The sequence below is a fragment of the Dyella sp. genome (genome assembly GCF_035503745.1).
Classification (GTDB): Bacteria; Pseudomonadota; Gammaproteobacteria; order Xanthomonadales; family Rhodanobacteraceae; genus Dyella_B.
Genome location: NZ_DATJTC010000009.1, coordinates 34,137 through 50,184, shown reverse-complemented (window position 1 = coordinate 50,184; position 16,048 = coordinate 34,137). Strand labels below are relative to the sequence as shown.

The 16,048-nt window shown below is 61.8% G+C and carries 12 protein-coding genes and 1 tRNA gene; 8 read left to right on the top strand and 5 right to left on the bottom strand.

All coding sequences use genetic code 11. From position 1 onward, the window contains the following. Nucleotides 1-64: 64 nt before the first annotated feature. The 3 genes from VME63_RS03495 (at nucleotide 65) to VME63_RS03485 (ending at nucleotide 3,918) form a co-directional block, all read left to right on the top strand. Nucleotides 65-484 carry a VOC family protein gene (locus tag VME63_RS03495; protein WP_325430287.1) on the top strand — a complete coding sequence of 140 codons (420 nt, stop codon included), beginning with the start codon at nucleotides 65-67 and terminating at the stop codon, nucleotides 482-484. A gap of 591 nt (nucleotides 485-1,075) precedes the next feature. Continuing rightward, on the top strand, nucleotides 1,076-1,999 hold the full coding sequence (locus VME63_RS03490) for a hypothetical protein (RefSeq protein ID WP_325430285.1): 924 nt from the start codon (nucleotides 1,076-1,078) through the stop codon (nucleotides 1,997-1,999). A gap of 272 nt (nucleotides 2,000-2,271) precedes the next feature. Continuing rightward, the gene (locus VME63_RS03485) at nucleotides 2,272-3,918 is read left to right on the top strand and encodes an OFA family MFS transporter (protein WP_325430283.1); all 1,647 of its coding nucleotides are present in this window, start codon (nucleotides 2,272-2,274) and stop codon (nucleotides 3,916-3,918) included. 69 nt (nucleotides 3,919-3,987) lie between these two features. Here the strand turns inward: VME63_RS03485 and yccS are convergent, their stop codons facing one another. After that, nucleotides 3,988-6,153 (bottom strand): YccS family putative transporter, encoded by a 2,166-nt coding sequence (gene yccS / locus VME63_RS03480; protein WP_325430281.1) that lies wholly within the window; start codon nucleotides 6,151-6,153, stop codon nucleotides 3,988-3,990. Between the two features lie 112 nt (nucleotides 6,154-6,265). On the opposite strand from yccS, the gene VME63_RS03475 reads away from it, so the two are divergent. Next, nucleotides 6,266-7,036, top strand: a complete 771-nt coding sequence (locus VME63_RS03475) for an ATP-binding cassette domain-containing protein (RefSeq protein ID WP_325430279.1) — start codon at nucleotides 6,266-6,268, stop codon at nucleotides 7,034-7,036. After that, nucleotides 7,033-8,514 carry a glycine betaine ABC transporter substrate-binding protein gene (locus tag VME63_RS03470; protein ID WP_325430277.1) on the top strand — a complete coding sequence of 494 codons (1,482 nt, stop codon included), beginning with the start codon at nucleotides 7,033-7,035 and terminating at the stop codon, nucleotides 8,512-8,514. The genes VME63_RS03475 and VME63_RS03470 overlap by 4 nt, the downstream gene beginning before the upstream one ends. A 264-nt stretch (nucleotides 8,515-8,778) precedes the next feature. Here VME63_RS03470 and VME63_RS03465 read toward each other — a convergent pair whose 3' ends face one another. After that, nucleotides 8,779-9,048 carry a hypothetical protein gene (locus VME63_RS03465; protein WP_325430275.1) on the bottom strand — a complete coding sequence of 90 codons (270 nt, stop codon included), beginning with the start codon at nucleotides 9,046-9,048 and terminating at the stop codon, nucleotides 8,779-8,781. A gap of 234 nt (nucleotides 9,049-9,282) precedes the next feature. Here VME63_RS03465 and VME63_RS03460 point away from each other — a divergent pair, with 234 nt between their 5' ends. Next, nucleotides 9,283-9,633 (top strand): response regulator, encoded by a 351-nt coding sequence (locus VME63_RS03460; protein ID WP_325430273.1) that lies wholly within the window; start codon nucleotides 9,283-9,285, stop codon nucleotides 9,631-9,633. 613 nt (nucleotides 9,634-10,246) lie between these two features. Next, entirely contained in the window at nucleotides 10,247-10,819 is a 573-nt protein-coding gene (locus VME63_RS03455) for a DUF4124 domain-containing protein (protein WP_325430271.1), read from the top strand. An 849-nt stretch (nucleotides 10,820-11,668) separates the two neighbouring features. Here VME63_RS03455 and VME63_RS03450 read toward each other — a convergent pair. Further along, nucleotides 11,669-11,743, bottom strand: a tRNA-Val gene (locus tag VME63_RS03450). 131 nt (nucleotides 11,744-11,874) lie between these two features. On the opposite strand from VME63_RS03450, the gene VME63_RS03445 reads away from it, so the two are divergent. After that, nucleotides 11,875-12,207, top strand: coding sequence for a lipid-A-disaccharide synthase N-terminal domain-containing protein (locus VME63_RS03445; protein ID WP_325430269.1), 333 nt, complete (start codon nucleotides 11,875-11,877; stop codon nucleotides 12,205-12,207). Nucleotides 12,208-12,220: 13 nt separating this feature from the next. Here VME63_RS03445 and metH read toward each other — a convergent pair whose 3' ends face one another. Both metH and VME63_RS03435 read right to left on the bottom strand, forming a co-directional pair. Beyond that, nucleotides 12,221-14,938, bottom strand: coding sequence for a methionine synthase (gene metH / locus VME63_RS03440; RefSeq protein WP_325430267.1), 2,718 nt, complete (start codon nucleotides 14,936-14,938; stop codon nucleotides 12,221-12,223). An 8-nt stretch (nucleotides 14,939-14,946) separates the two neighbouring features. After that, nucleotides 14,947-16,032, bottom strand: coding sequence for a homocysteine S-methyltransferase family protein (locus VME63_RS03435; RefSeq protein ID WP_325430265.1), 1,086 nt, complete (start codon nucleotides 16,030-16,032; stop codon nucleotides 14,947-14,949). Nucleotides 16,033-16,048 lie beyond the last annotated feature (16 nt).

Sequence of the window (16,048 nt, the reverse complement as noted above, 5' to 3'; positions counted from 1 at the left end):
TTGCGTCCCCTGGCCGACGTCATCGCGGCGAACGGGTCGCTGACGAATGGAAAAGCGATGCGCTATGAACAAGCCGCCCTTTCGCATTCAGCAATTGGACCACGTGGTACTGCGCGTTTACGACGTTGCGCTCATGCAGGCTTTTTATTGCGACGTGCTCGGCTGCACCCTCGAGCGGCGACAGGATGAGATTGGCCTGGTGCAACTTCGTGCCGGCGCATCGCTGATCGACCTGGTCAGCATCGAAGGCAAGCTTGGCCGGCAAGGTGGCGCAGGCCCGGGCACCGGCGGGCACAACATGGATCACCTGTGCCTGAGCGTGGATGGCTACGAGGAGGCCGCGATCGTGGCGCATTTGAGGTCGCACGGCGTCCATGTCGGGGAGACGGGGCGTCGCTTTGGTGCCCAGGGTGTCAGCTCATCGATCTATCTCTTTGATCCACAAGGCAACATGGTGGAACTGAAAGGGCCGCCCGAGACGTAATGCCATACGCGTGAGCATGGTTTGATCGTGACTGCGACAAAAAAGCATGTGTCATTGGTCATGGATTTAACGTTTGGACCGTGCAAGTTGCTATAATGGGCGTTCCCCAGGGCGCTTGCGTTCGATACGTCGTGTTGACGGACTCGATAAACAAGCGTGTGAAGTCCCACGGAACGATGTCCCCCTCGGCGTTCGTGCGGGCTTTACGACAGCGTTGATGTTCATGCGGACCGCGCGTGCACGAAGGTGCGTGCGCCGGGCCGATCCGAACCGTTCCTGGCGCATGCAAGGAGTTTGAGGACGCCACGCTGCACGGCGCCCATTCACGGCGAATGTATTCGCGACGTTGCCCGCAACGCGGTGGAGCGCTTGGCTCCCTGCGCACGGGCGCGTGCGGCCATGAGGCCGGACAGGTACCACCGCGCTGCCGAGGCGCTCTCTTTGCCACGGAATCGATAGGCGATTCTTCAACGCGTTGCGTCTGGCGATGGATATTGCTGTGCGCGCTTGTAGTTTGAGGGTGTCGGTGTGTGCGAGTCAGAGATGTCAGGGTGGTCAAGCAATGACGACCCATTATGCGATGCGACCAACGTGTCTGATCGCGAAGTAGGCCAATTGCTAAACGATCTGCCGTCGGCGCATGGCGCATCGAAGGCATCGGCGCCTGCCGACGCGTCTGGCCTTGGCGGCCGTCTGCGTGCCTGGAAGCGTCGCTTAAACGATCCGGCGAAGCGGGCGCGCCGCGCCGCGCGCGCGATTCGCCACATCCGTTTCGTGTACTTCGCCCACGTCGACGATGACAGCCTGTTCGGCGAATACCATCACGAGCTGGTCACCGCCGAGGTGTTGCTCGATCGCGCACTTGCAGCGCGCGCCTCGGGCATGCGCGCTTTGAATCCTACGCTGTCGGGCGATGCGGAAGACCGCTTGTTCGTACGGCCGCCGCGCGGCAGCTTCTACGACGTCACGCCCGAATACATTCGCTGGTACGGCCGCGACGGTATCCGCCGCGACGTGCCGATGGTGCGCGAGGAGCTGGCGATCGAGCTGATGGGCGAGTACGCCTACAGCTACAACCAGGCGCTCAACGTGGCGACCAACAATTCCGGCGCGCTGGCGCGCGAGGATCAGACCTGGCTGCTGGCGCGCGCAAAAGCGCCCATTTACTGCCGTCCCCTGCACGCTACCGAATTCCGGCAACTGGTCAAGGCGATTGAAGCGGCTTACAACGTTCCCCACGGCGACGCTAACGTGACGCGCGCCAACGTGGAGATCGCCCGCCGCGCCGCGGCCATGCTGGGCGCGCTGCTGGACGAATACATTCAAACGCCGTTCCGCACGCCGGAACTGGCCAAGGCCTTTGCCGATTTCCATAGTGCGCACCTGCAACGCGTGGCCGATGCCTCGCGCATGCTGGCGCTGCTGCCTGTACCGGTCACGGGTGTAATGGGGTGGTTTTCCGCCAAACGCGCGCGGATCTACGCCGAAGTGCAGGCGCGCCTGGCGTCGCGTTGAGCGGCCGTCCAGACGGCTGCGAGAGCTGCCTGCACGATCGCCGATATTGCGGTGCAAGACCGTGCAAACTGCCGTGCGAATAGACGGCTCGTTCAAAATTTCGGCCGCATACATATGCTTGGCATGTTACAGCGTGCCCTGCCGAATATGACATGTTGCGAAGCACTATGCCTGGAGTCTCGGCGGCAACCGTCGCGCTGCGGTTTAGGCTAGAGTCGTGCGCGTCGCCTATGCGATGCATCAGTAGTTTCGACCTCTGAATGGAGACGAACATGACTGTCGTGCACGAGGCTGTACCGGCGTCCAGGGGAGCGGCGCCGGGATTGTGGGCGAGGGAACGCACCATCGCCGGACCGCGCTTCAATCGCTGGCTGGTTCCTCCCGCGGCGTTGGCCATCCATTTGTGCATCGGCATGGCTTACGGGTTTTCCGTATTCTGGTTGCCGATGAGCAAGTTGATACCCGGCGCACCGAGTTGCGAAAGCCTGGGGTTCTTCGGCCAGCTGTCGGCCACATCGTGCAACTGGACGGTGCCGGCCGTCACGCACATCTTCGAAACATTTATCGCGATGCTGGGTATTTCAGCGGCGATCTGGGGTGGCTGGCTGGAGCGTGCGGGCCCTCGTAAAGCCGGGTTCATCGCGGCATTGTGCTGGGGCGGCGGATTGGTGCTCGGCGGTATCGGCGTGTCAATGCATCAGCTGTGGCTTACTTTTTTGGGCTGCGGCGTACTGGGCGGCGTGGGGCAAGGGCTTGGCTATATTTCGCCGGTATCGACGCTGATCAAATGGTTTCCCGATCGCCGAGGCCTGGCCACCGGCTTCGCCATCATGGGCTACGGCGGCGGCGCGTTGATCGGCGCGCCGATCGCGGTGGCGTTGATGGCGCATTTCGCTCATGGCGGCGTACCGGGTGTGGCCAACACCTTGATCGTGATGGGAGTGCTCTATGTCATCGCGATGTCGGCCGGTGCATTCGGCTTTCGCGTGCCGCCCCATGGCTGGGCGCCAGCCGGCTGGACTGCGCCCACGGCGTCGTCCAACAAGCTCATCACGCAGCATCATGTGCACTTGAACCAGGCATGGAAAACGCCGCAGTTCTGGCTGATCTGGATCGTGCTGTGCTTGAACGTCACGGCAGGCATCGGCGTGATCTCGATGGCAAGCCCCATGTTCCAGGAAGTGTTCGGCGGCCGCCTGCTTGGACTGGATGCCGCCACGACGCTGACCGTTGCGCAAAAGGCCGCCATCGCCGCGTCCGCTGCCGGCCTGGTGGGATTGATCAGCCTGTTCAACAGCCTTGGCCGTATCTTCTGGGCATCCACCTCCGACTTCATCGGACGCAAGCTCACCTACGTGGCGTTCTTCGTGCTGGGCATTGCGCTGTACTGCAGCCTGCCCACGCTGGGCCACGCCGGCGATGCCGGGCTGTTTGTGATGGCGGTGTGCGTGATCATCTCCATGTATGGCGGCGGCTTTGCCACGGTGCCGGCTTATCTGGCCGATATTTTTGGCACGCAGATGGTCGGCGCCATACACGGACGTCTGCTTACCGCATGGTCCGTGGCCGGCGTGGTAGGGCCATTTCTGATCGCGGCGATACGTCAGGCGCAGTTGGATGCGGGTGTTGCCAAGAGTCTGGTTTACGACCGGACCCTGTACATCCTGGCGGGATTGCTGCTGGTGGGCCTGATTGCCAACGTGTTGATCAAGCCGGTCAAAGAAAGCCGACATATGACGGCCGAGGAACTGGCGCGCGAACGCTCGCTGCAACACGAGGCGACCGGTGCCACGGCCATGGTCGGCGAGGCGGCGCGTGGAGGGTTGGGCATGGTGGGTGTCCTTGCTTGGGCGCTGGTGGGCATCCCGTTCCTGATTGGCGTGTGGATTGCCCTCAGCAAGGCAGCCGCCTTGTTTTGAGATGACGCGCCAGCGCGGGGTGGGAGGGCTGCGCGTCGTCGTGAGCGACGCGTACGCCGACGGCCGCGGTCAGCCGGCGCGGATGTCGTGCACCACGGCAACCAGCCGGTCGCGATGGGCCAGGATCAGCGCCAGCTGGCCCAGGATCAGTCGTGCCGTTTCGCTTTCGACGCCGTTGGCTGCCGGTGCCATGCTTTGTTCCGCGTCATTGTCGGTGGGCGAAGCGGCGCTGTTGGCCGCCAGCGCGTCGGCCAACTGCTGGAGCTTGGTCACCGTGAGGTTGCCGGCCAGCGTGACGGCGTCGCGAGCGTGCAAGTCGCCGATCGTCTGCCGATGCGCGCCCAGTGCGGAAATATGTCCCAGCATCGTGTGCGCGATGGTCAGGAAACGAAGAAGATCCTCGTTGCCCCGGCGTTGTCGTCCCGGCTCGCGCAGCATGTTGGCGAGCAGCCCGCTCAGCGCAGCATCGGCGTTGTGCGCGTCGCGGCGCGCGATGCGATAGGTCAGGTCATCGCGTTTGCCTTGCATGTATTGCGCGATGATCTGCTGCAGATAGCGCGCGTCGGTGTGCATGGTGTTGGCCAATACATGGTCCAGCCGACGGCCCTGCCAGTCGGGCATGACCAGGTAGATCGACAGCGCGGCGATGGCGGCGCCGATCAGCGTATCGAGCAGGCGCGGCCACATCACCTCGTAGCCGTTGCCGGCCTGGTTGAAGCACAACACCACGAACAGGGTGATTGCCGCCGTGGCGATCGTGTAACGGCGCAGGCGTGCGCCGAAGAACAGCACGGCCGACAGCACGATCAACCCCCATTGCCAGGGCGCGGTCGGTAGCAGGCGCAACGTCGCCCAGCCCAGGACCACGCCCGCCAGCGTGCCGCCGATCCGTTGCAGCATGCGCAGCCGCGTGGCCCCGTAACTGGGTTGGCAGACCAGCAAGGTAGTCAGCAGAATCCAGTAGCCGTGCTGCATCGGTGCCAGATGCAGCAGGCCGTAGCCGAACGTCAGTGCCAGGGCGAGGCGAAGGGCATGCCGGAATCGCGATGAGCGCGGCGTCAACTGAATGGCGATGCGTTCCCATGCCTGGCGCAACGACTGCGGCCCGGGGTCTTGTAGCGCCTGATCCTCGCTTTCCACGGGCGTCATGGGCGGCGCCTGGTTTTCCAGCAGCGCCTGGATGGCCGCGATATTGCGCAGCAGCGCATCCAGCGAGCGAAGCAACATGTCCGACGGCGGTGGACAATCGTGGCGGAGTGCTTCGATCGAGGCGCGCAAATCCCGTTGCGCCGCGCGCATGTCGGTTTCGCCGGCGGGCGCGGTGTGTAGGCGCAGGGCCTGCGCGTGAGAACGGCATTGCTGCGCCTGCAGTCGCAACAGGTGTTCGCAACGGAACAATACGTCGCTGTGATAGAACGCTTCGGCCAGCGCGGCGTACGGATAGTGCGAGGAGCTGATGCGCTCGTGGATGTCCTGCGCCAGGAAATAAAGCTGCAGGTGCGCCGCGGTCGCGCCACGCGGCCGGCGCATGCCGATGCGGTCGATCAGCATGGCGCGCGTGTCGTTGAGCGCTTCCACCACGCTTTCGTTGCGCATTGCCAGTGCGAGCGACAGCGCTTCGCGATCCACGCCATGCACAGGCGTAAACAGCGCGGCCTTGCTTTCCATGTAGTGGGCGAGCGTATCGAATACGCGGGCCAGCGCATGCCGTACGGCAAGCTGTGGCGACAGGGCGCTCCATAGCAGCGACAGCGCGCCGTACCATGCCGCGCCCGCGAGCATCTGCATCGTGGCGTTCCATGTATCGGCATGGATGGCTTGCGGCTGGTCGGCGCCGATCATGGTGTAGACGGCAAGGATCAATGTGCCGCCGGCAATGGTCGCGTAACGGGCGCTGATGGCGCCCAGCATCACCAGCACAAACGTCATGCACGGCAACGCCACAGCGAAGGCCGGTGGATAGGGCTGTAGCCATTCCACGACGAATGCAACGGCCGCAAAGCAGATCAGGGTGACGAGCAGGGTGGCCAAGCGGCTGCGCCAGTGATCTTCCGTTTCCGCCAACGCGCAGGCGATGACGCCCAGCATCGCCGAAATCATCGCCGGCTCCCGCTGTGTCAGCATGCAGTAGCCGATCACTCCGCTCAGTGCCAGCAGCACGCGCAGGCATTCGGCGAACCGGTCCGAGCCGCGCAGGCGGCGCCAGTAATGGTCGATGGCAGGGCGGGAAGGCATGGGGTGGGCTTATGGTGCGTTGCACAATGATGCCACTTTTTCGTGCCGTTTGCCGCGTTGGGACTTCGGTATGAGATAGATTCACTTCCATCCCTTTCGCTGCGAACCCGGAATGTCCATCTCCAGCCCCGGCTCGCCCGAAGCCTTTACGCTCGACCGCGTGTGCAAGCGCTACGGCAACGTGACGGTGGTGGATGAGGTCTCGCTAGGCTTTCCCGCCGGCAGCACGACGGCCCTGATCGGCAGCAGTGGTTCGGGCAAATCCACCCTGCTGCGCTTGCTGCTGGGGCTTGAGTGGCCCGACCGGGGCGAGGTGAAAGCAGATGGGTGCGCCCTGCGGCGCGACCAGGTGCTGGCGCTGCGACGGCGCGTTGGCTATGTGATCCAGGACGGCGGTTTATTTCCGCATCTGACCGCGCTGGGTAATCTGGCGCTGCTGCCGCACCATCTGGGATGGAGTCGCGAGCGTATCCGACAGCGCGCCGAGGAGCTTGCGGCGCTGACGCATCTGTCGCCGGGCCTGTTGCAGCGCTATCCGGCCGAACTCTCCGGCGGCCAGCGTCAGCGCGTAGCCTTGATGCGCGGCCTGATGCTCAACCCCGATGCCTTGCTGCTGGACGAGCCGCTGGGGGCGCTCGATCCGATCGTTCGCCACGAGCTGCAGGACGAACTCAAGTACATCTTCGAACAACTGGGCAAAACCGTGATCGTAGTGACGCACGATCTGGCCGAAGCGGCATGGCTTGCCCAACGCATGGTGCTGCTGCGCAACGGCAAGGTGGTGCAAGATGGCCGCCTGGAGGATTTGCGCAGGCATCCTGCCGAACCCTTCGTGACGCAATTCGTCCAGGCACAGCGAACCTTGCAGGATGCGCCGCGATGAAGCGTTGCTGGACTCTGTTGTTTATATGCCTGCTGTTGCCGCCCAGCCTGTCGGCCACGCCCGTGCGGATCGGCTCCAAGGTGTTCACCGAGTCGGTGATCCTGGGGGAAATGGCGCGCCTGGCCGCGCGGCAGGCAAACATCCCCGCGACGCACAAGCGCGAATTGGGCGGCACCAGCATCCTGTGGAGTGCGCTCGAACATGGCGATATCGACGCATACCCCGAATACACCGGCACGATCACGCACGAGTTGCTGAAGAATGTATCGCCCGATGCGGACATTCCCACCTTGCGCGCCGCCCTCAGGCCGCTAGGCATCGGCATCACCGATTCGCTGGGCTTCAACGACACCTATGCGATCGGCATGCGCGAGGATCGCGCCGCGCAACTGGGCATTGCGCGGATATCCGATCTGGTTGGGCACCCCGATCTACGCTTTGGTTTTTCCAACGAATTCATGGATCGCACGGACGGCTGGCCCGGATTGCGTCAGCGTTATGCGTTAACGCAGACACAGGTGCGCGGACTGGACCACGCGCTTGCCTATCGTGCATTGGAAAGCAACGTCGTCGATGCGGTTGACCTTTACAGTACCGATGCCGACATTCCCTACTATCACTTGCGCGTACTTGCCGATGACCGGCATTACTTTCCCCATTACGAGGCGGTGTTTCTGTACCGGCTTGCCTTGGACAAGAGCGCTCCCGCATTCGTGGATGTGCTAAACAAACTGTCCGGCCGTATCGACGAAGAGGCGATGCGGCAGATGAATGCGCAGGTCAAGTTGCATGGCGAAAAAGAAACCGTGGTCGCGGCGAATTTTCTTGGCGTACCCGCGGATGCAGATGGGGCGGGCCTGGTATCGCGGCTGCTGCAGCGCACGCTGGAGCATGTGCGGCTGGTACTGATCTCGCTGACCGCCGCGCTGCTGCTGGCCGTTCCATTGGGCGTGCTGTCGGCGAGGTCCAGGCGGCTGGGGCAGGCAATCATCGCCGCCAGCGGAGTGCTGCAGACCATTCCGTCGCTGGCCATGTTCGTTTTCATGATCCCCCTGTTCGGCATCGGCAGCTGGCCGGCGATTGCCGCGCTGTTTCTGTACAGCTTGTTGCCGATCGTGCGTAACACCTATGCCGGCCTCACCGGCATCCCTCCAGATCTACGCGAGTCGGCGGCGGCGCTGGGCTTGCCCCGCGGGGTACGGCTGCGCCGGGTGGAACTGCCAATGGCCATGCGCTCCATCCTAGCGGGGGTCAAAACGGCCGCGGTCATCAATGTGGGCACGGCCACCCTGGGGGCGCTGATCGGTGCCGGCGGGTATGGCCAGCCGATCGTGACAGGTATCCGCCTGGACGACATCGGCCTGATTCTTGAGGGCGCCATCCCCGCCGCGGTGCTGGCGCTGATCGTGCAGGGGGTGTTCGAAGGGGTGGAATGGTGGCTGACACCGCGTGGCATGCGCATCCAGGCACGGGACTAGCGCTGTCATAAAGTACGGGCCATTAAAAAGCCATACTGCCGACGGGTGGCGTTCAGTTAGCTGCTTGTTCAATGATGGCGGCAGGAGCTGTGCGGTTTTGTTAGCTCAGAAGAACAAAACATTGACAAGCATTGCACAAAGCCTTGCATACAAGTGAATGGCAATGGGGTATTGAGCTGTTGAAGACATGCGGTCGTTCATGCTCGTGCGGCGTCTGGTCGGATGACCGCAAACCCGGTTGGCATGACGCGAAAGATTCGGTTCTCACGTCAGGAGGAATTTCATGAATCGCACAACCCTTGGTATTGCAATCGCGTGCGTCGGGCTGGCCCTTGGTGGTTGCCAGAATTCGTCGGAAAGCGGGGGCAACCCGCCGTCGTCCAGCACGGCAACTCCCCCCGCCGCGCATACCGCAGCGGCTCCTGCCGCGACGGCGCCGGCTCCGGCGAATACGGCGGCCTCGCCGGCTAAGCCGAGCACCGCGCCGGCATCGTCCTCGACAGCTGCAGGGCACTGATTTCGCAGCGACGTCATGGCCAGTTCCTTGCTTTCTCTTTGCCTAGCCAAGAGGAAGCAAGGCCTGCCGCGGACGGTCACATCAAAATAAGGTGGCTGGGCCCGTTACACCGTTGACCTGGGCTTCACACATGCCTGGGCATGGTGCGTTCTTGCGAATCGTGCCATCGGCCTGCGTTCATATTCCATTGGGCCATGGCTCAATAACTTTGCGCAAATGGCCGGGACTGGCCAGTTTCGAGTGAGGATGGCATGAAGACTGTTCTGCTCGTTGAGGACAACCGAGATGTCCTCGAATCCACCGCGTACATACTTGAGGACGCCGGTTACGAGGTCGTCGCCGCCAATAGCACCGAGCAAGCCATGCAAGTGGCGTCGGTGCGCGCGGATATCGGGGTGGTCTTGACCGACCTGGATTTGAACGACCGGATGAACGGCATCGAGATGGGCGTCGCCTTGCACCAGGACGGCCTCGAATGCCCGATGGTCGTGATGTCCGGCAGCGCCGAACCACCCGCAGATGGGATGGCCTCGTGGATGACCTATCTGGCCAAGCCATTCGATAAAAAAGCGCTGCTCGCGGCGATCACCGGTTACGCTTGACCGGCACGCGGCGGGCAGTTCGGTGTCCCTTCGTCCAGAAGGGCGCTTTGCGTTTCACTCTCTAAAAAGACATCGCGATGGGCGATGGATTGGCCGTGCTCGGTTGCTGCCCGCATGCTGGTGTCGTGCCGGCCTTAATGGCCATTGGATACTTCTTAGAGTAGCGCCACGGATCAACTATGGCATCAAGGCATACGGAGACTCGCCGGTATGGTCCAAATCTCCCTGGTCATCGTTGATGAACAACTGATCTGGACCAGTTTTTTCAGGTCAGATCACCATCCCTTTTGCGCCGATACATCATCAAGTACATCGGGTGGCAAGAGGCATAATCGCCGAAGCGACTGCAACGAAGGCTCAAAAGGCCAATCCCCGACGAGTGCTTAACGACCCAGGTGCAAGATCGAGTAAAGCCTACACTTGGTCAATATGGGTGGTAACCCATGGGCCATGTTCTTTGCAATCGAGCGCTTCCCACTATTGCGATCAACAACCTTTGCTTGATAGCTTAAACATCAGTCTGGACATCCAGGCGACGCAGCCAGACAGCTGCGCCATCCGTTGCCACAGGGGGCACGTCGTGGGTTCAACGACTCGATCTGGCTGGAGCCAGATGTGTTTCGCCATACTTTTGCTGCTGGCCGCCTTGCTACCCGTTAGTGCCCGGGCGGATATCTATAAATGCATCAAGGCTGGTGCCGTTACGTATCAGGACACGCCCTGCGAGGGCGCGAACGTGCAAGCCACCCACGTGGATGCCCCTGGCTCAAGCAATTTTGTCGGCTGCTTCAGCGACGGCTTTAATGGCCGCGGCCTTTCCGTCGAAGTCCGCGCCAACGGCGCCGGCACGTATCAATTGATCGACGAACACAACCCGCTGGCGGCGGGCGTCACGCTTAGAGCAACGACCAGTGAGGAGTTGCAGGCCATAAGTGATGGGCTCCATATACATATAACCGAAGGCCTAAGTCGCGACACGGGCCCAAGGGTCGTAACCAATGTCTATACGACTCGCATCGGATATCACTACGTGATGCGCACCACATCCACCGCAGTGTCTGTATCGCCTGCCGGTCTGTATGGCATTTACCGTGGCATGAGCTCGGGTGGGCAGCCCGTCATCTTGCTTTACAGAGGTGGCGGTGCGCCGCAGATGGTTATTAAGGGATCGTGTCCGACGTATTGATATTCACCAGAGAACACGTAGTCCAGGGTAACTCAATCTGGTGCTGAGGTATCCCCACGTTTTGCTTTACCGATTCAACCCAGTCACGTCTACGCCTGCATGGCCCCGTGCATGGGGGCAGGTTCTGCTGCAAATGGTAAGGTGATTGAATTGGATGGTGGCAGCGGACTTCTTCGTGCACCTCGCGCACGCGGCGCTTTGCTCGCACGTAGTTTATCGATCATAAGTTGGAAGTGCTCGCGATTCCCATAGCAGTCCAAGCCCGGGGCATTGAGGATAAGCGGCGCCATTTCGTTGCCGGGATGGCGGGCAGGCTAGACGCCCATCCAGATGCGGGTCACTGAATGAAGGAGCCGTCATATGCATGAAGAGGTTGACGACATAAAGTTAAAAGCTATTGCTCTTAGATGTGAGAAGGCAACCGCTGGTTCTTGGCGGTCGTACATTGAGGGGCGTGATCACTCCTGTGGATCTAGCTTCATTATGACCGGGGCAGAGCGTGCTCGTGGAAATGACATTGAGCTTTCTGGTGCTACGAAGGAGGATCAGGATTTCATCGCCAACGCTAGACAAGATATCCCGATACTACTGGCCGAGATTGCTAGACTTAAAGCTCGTTTAAAGTCCTTTGAGAGCTAGCTCTGTAGATATGAGGTTTGAACTGGCATCCGAATTAGTTGGCATGGGCGTCGCATCGATCCGACTGGTCATTGCGGCCAAAGGATGGCGAGCAGCCAAACGAGCTGAATTCAGAACAAAAAAACCGCCCCTGAGAGGGCGGTTTTCCTTATTTCTTCCGTACTATCGCTTTCCCGTACACCTGGCGAAAGCGTATGTATTTGATTTTAATGGTGGGCGGTACAAGGATCGAACTTGTGACACCTGCCGTGTGAAGGCAGTGCTCTACCGCTGAGCTAACCGCCCGCCGGGAACGGGCAACTATACGGGGTGACGGGGGGTAGGTCAACCTACCTTGGTCTCCGGCGTTCGCTAGGTAACCCCTGCGCAAGGGGTGGGTACAATGGCCTGTTCACCCCGCCGAGCAATCCTTCCCCATGCATTTCGATCTCTCGCATATCCTGCATTCGCTGCAACAGTTCCATGTGACGCCCTGGAAGGTTGTCGGCTACATGGGTACGTTGATGTTCACCGGCCGCTGGTTTGTGCAGCTTTACTACACGCGCAAATACAAGCGGGTGGTAATGCCGCTGGCGTTTTGGTGGATGTCGGTGACGGGCAGCGGCTTGCTGCTTGCCTACTTTATCTTCGGCAAGAACGATTCGGTGGGCATTCTTTCCAATTTTTTCCCGGTGTTTGTGTCGATCTACAACCTGGTGGTGCACATGCGGCACCAGAAGAACAACATCACCGGCGACGCCGAAGCCTGAACCCGCCCATGGCTTATTCCGGATCGTAGTCGAGGTTCGGCGCAAGCCAGCGCTCGGCCTCCTGGCGCGTCCAGCCCTTGCGTTTGGCGTAGTCGTCCACTTGCTCGCGGGTCACGCGGCCGACCACGAAATACTGACTGCCGGGATGGGAGAAATACCATCCTGAGACGGCGGCCGTGGGGTACATCGCGAAACCTTCGGTGAGTTCGATGCCGGCGTTGCCGGTCGCGTCGAGCAGGGCGAACAGCGTGGTTTTTTCCGTGTGATCGGGGCAGGCCGGGTAGCCGGGGGCGGGGCGGATGCCGGAGTATTGCTCGTCGATCAGGGCTTGGTTATCCAGCGCTTCGTCCGCCTGGTAGCCCCAGAATTGGCGGCGCACGCGCTCGTGCATGCGTTCGGCGAAAGCCTCGGCGAGGCGATCGGCCAGCGCCTTGAGCAGGATCGAGGAGTAATCGTCATGCGCGGCCTCGAACCGCGCCACGTGCTCCTCGATGCCAATGCCGGCAGTGACGGCGAAGCCGCCCAGCCAGTCCTGCTTGTTCGCTTCCTTGGGGGCGATGAAGTCGGCGAGGCAAAAGTCTGGGCGCTCGGCGGGTTTTTCGGCCTGCTGGCGCAGGTGATGGAGGACGTGACCGGCGTGGCTTTGCGCCCCGACGCTGTCCCCGCATGCGTCGGGGGCGAGCGGAAGCAACAAAATGTCGTCGCCCACGCTGTGGGCGGGCCAGAAACCGATTACGGCGCGGGCGGTGAGCCAGCGTTCGTGGATGATCTGGTCCAGCATCGCCTGCGCATCGGCGAACAGCTCGGTAGCCTGTCGGCCGACGATATCGTCTTGCAGGATGGCCGGATAACGGCCGGCCAGTTCCCATGCCTGAAAAAACGGCGTCCAGTCGATGTACGGGCGAAGTTCGGCCAGATCGTAGTTGTCGAATACGGTGATGCCCGGCTTGTTCGGCACGGGCGGCGTGTAGCTGGCCCAGTCGCAGCTGAAACGTTGCGCGCGGGCATGCGCCAGCGGCACCAGCGTCTTGGCCGCGCCGCGGTTTTTGTGGCGCTCACGGATATCCGCGTACTCGGCGCGGATTTTTTCCATGAAGTTGTCGACCAGCTCCTTGCTGACCAGGGATTGCGCCACGCCGACCGCGCGTGAGGCATCCTTCACCCACACGGTCGGCGAGTTGTAATGCGGTTCGATTTTCAGCGCCGTATGCGCGCGCGAGGTGGTGGCACCGCCGATCAGCAACGGAATCTGGAAGTCCTGGCGCTGCATTTCGCGCGCGACGTGGCTCATTTCTTCCAGCGAAGGCGTGATCAGGCCGGACAGACCGATCAGATCGGCCTTGTGCTCGCGCGCGGTATCGAGGATTTTTTGCGCGGGCACCATCACGCCGAGGTCGATCACTTCAAAGTTATTGCAGCGAAGCACCACGCCGACGATGTTTTTGCCGATGTCATGCACGTCGCCCTTGACCGTGGCCATGACAATGGTGCCGTTGTTCTTGCCCGCGTCGCCGGTGCGCAGTTTTTCTTCCTCGATATAGGGCAGCAGGTAGGCGACCGCCTTTTTCATCACGCGCGCCGATTTCACCACCTGGGGCAGGAACATCTTGCCGGCGCCGAACAAGTCTCCGACGACGTTCATGCCGGCCATCAGCGGGCCTTCGATCACGTCGAGAGGACGGGTCGACAACTGCCGCGCCTCTTCGGTGTCCTGCTCGACGAATTGATCGATGCCGTGCACCAATGCGTGGGCGAGGCGGTCCTGCACGGACTTTTCGCGCCAGCCGAGATTGTCGGCGACCGCTTCGCCTTTCTTCGCCTTGTAGCGATCGGCAATTTCCAGCAAACGTTCGGTGGCATCGGGCCGGCGGTTGAGTACGACGTCCTCCACGCGTTCGCGCAGCTCCTGCGGCACGTCGTCGTAGATCATCAGTGCGCCGGCATTGACGATGCCCATGTCCATGCCCGCCTTGATGGCGTGGTACAGGAACACCGAATGGATCGCCTCGCGCACGGTGTTGTTGCCGCGAAATGAGAACGACACATTGGACACGCCGCCGGATATGTGGCTCGACGGAAAGCGTCTTTTCAGTTCGCGCGTGGCCTGGATGAAGTCCACCGCGTAGTTGTTGTGCTCCTCGATGCCGGTGGCGATGGCGAAGATATTGGGGTCGAAGATGATGTCTTCGGGCGGGAAATCCAGTTCTTCGGTGAGCAGCTGGTAGGCGCGCGAGCAGATCTCGACCTTGCGTTCGCAGGTGTCGGCCTGGCCTTGTTCGTCGAATGCCATCACCACCACGGCGGCGCCGTACTGTTGCACTTTGCGTGCATGCTCAAGGAAAAGTTCTTCGCCTTCCTTCATCGAAATCGAATTGACCACGCCCTTGCCCTGCAGGCAGCGCAGGCCGGCTTCGATCACCGTCCATTTTGAGGAGTCGACCATCACCGGAACGCGCGCGATGTCCGGTTCGGCGGCGATCAGGTTGAGGAAGCGCGTCATCGCCGCTTCGGAATCGATCAGGCCTTCGTCCATGTTCACGTCGATGATCTGCGCGCCGTTGGCCACCTGCTGGCGCGCGACATCGACCGCTTCCTCGTAGCGTTCTTCCTTGATGAGTTTCTTGAACTGCGCCGAGCCGGTGACGTTGGTGCGTTCGCCTACATTGACGAACAGAAGGTCCGGTGTGATGACCAGTGGTTCGAGGCCGGAAAGGCGGGTGTAACGGGACATCGTGTCGCTCATGCGGCCTGGGCGGATTCAGAGAGAATGGTGCGTGGCGCGCAGTCGCGCACCGCTTCGGCGATGGCCTTGATGTGCGCCGGGGTGGTCCCGCAGCAGCCGCCGACCATGTTCAACAGGCCCTCGCGGGCAAAGCCACCGATCACGGCGGCCATTTGCGCAGGCGTCTCGTCGTACTCGCCGAAGGCGTTGGGCAGGCCGGCATTGGGATGCGTGCTGACGAAACTCTCGGCAATGCTGGACAGCGTTTGCACGTGCGGGCGCAGATCCGCCGCGCCGAGCGCGCAATTGAAGCCGACCGACAGCGGGCGGATGTGCTTGACCGAATAGTAGAAGGCCTCGGCCGTCTGGCCCGACAGCGTGCGGCCGGAGCGGTCGGTGATGGTGCCGGAGATCATTACCGGCAGGCGCGCGCCGCGAGCGCGGAACAGCTCGCTCAGCGCGAACAGGGCGGCTTTCGCGTTGAGCGTGTCGAAGATGGTTTCCACCATGATCAGGTCCGCGCCGCCATCGATCAGGCCGCTGGCCGATTCGGTGTAGTTGTCGCACAGTTCCTGGAAGGTGACGTTGCGCAAGCCCGGATCGTTGACGTCCGGCGACAGCGACGCGGTGCGGCTGGTCGGGCCGAGTACGCCGATTGTGAAACGCGGTTTGGCCGGATTCTTCGCCGTATACGCATCGCATGCCGCGCGTGCCAGGCGGGCGCCTTCGCGGTTAAGTTCGTAGGCCAGGTGTTGCAGATGGTAGTCGGCCTGGCTGATGCGCGTGGCATTGAAGGTGTTGGTTTCGATCAGGTCCGCGCCGGCTTCCAGATAGGCTTCGTGCACACCGCGGATGATGTCCGGTTTGGTCAGCGTAAGCAGGTCGTTGTTGCCTTTGAGGTCGCAACTGCCGGGATGATCGTGCACATGCTGGTGCTGGCTGTCGTGCCCCTCGACGAAGCGGTCGCCGCGAAAGGCGGTTTCGTCCAGCTGGTGTCCTTGCAGCATCGTGCCCATGCCGCCGTCGAGGATCAGGATACGTTCGCGCAGCGCCGCCTCGATTAAGGCGACGCGCTGGGGATGCAGCCAGGGAAGGGTGCTCATGACGATCTCCTTGGAT